General features: G+C 40.0%; 1 pseudogene. It reads left to right on the top strand.

The features are described 5' to 3' along the window. Nucleotides 1-275 (top strand): annotated as a pseudogene (locus tag C1G53_RS12790) (hypothetical protein); the annotation flags it as partial.

Raw genomic sequence — 275 nt, 5'->3', positions numbered from 1 at the left:
AAATACAGAAGTAGAAGCGACTCAACCAGCTGTAGAAACTCCAGCTATTTCAGAGAAAAAAGTAGAAGAAGAGGAGAAGCTTGCCGTAGCAGATGAGACTACTGCTATTACTAATCAGGAAGAAGCGAAACCACAAAACATTGATAGTAATACAATCATTACAGTACCTAAAGTTTGGGATAGTGGTTACAAGGGCGAAGGAACAGTAGTTGCAATCATAGATTCAGGTCTTGACGTTGACCACGATGTATTGCATATTTCAGATCTCTCAACCG

It is taken from the genome of Streptococcus suis, from assembly GCF_002960445.1.
Classification (GTDB): domain Bacteria; phylum Bacillota; class Bacilli; order Lactobacillales; family Streptococcaceae; genus Streptococcus; species Streptococcus hyiners.
Note: the sequence above shows the minus strand (reverse complement) of the source record. Positions and strands in the feature narration are given on the sequence as shown.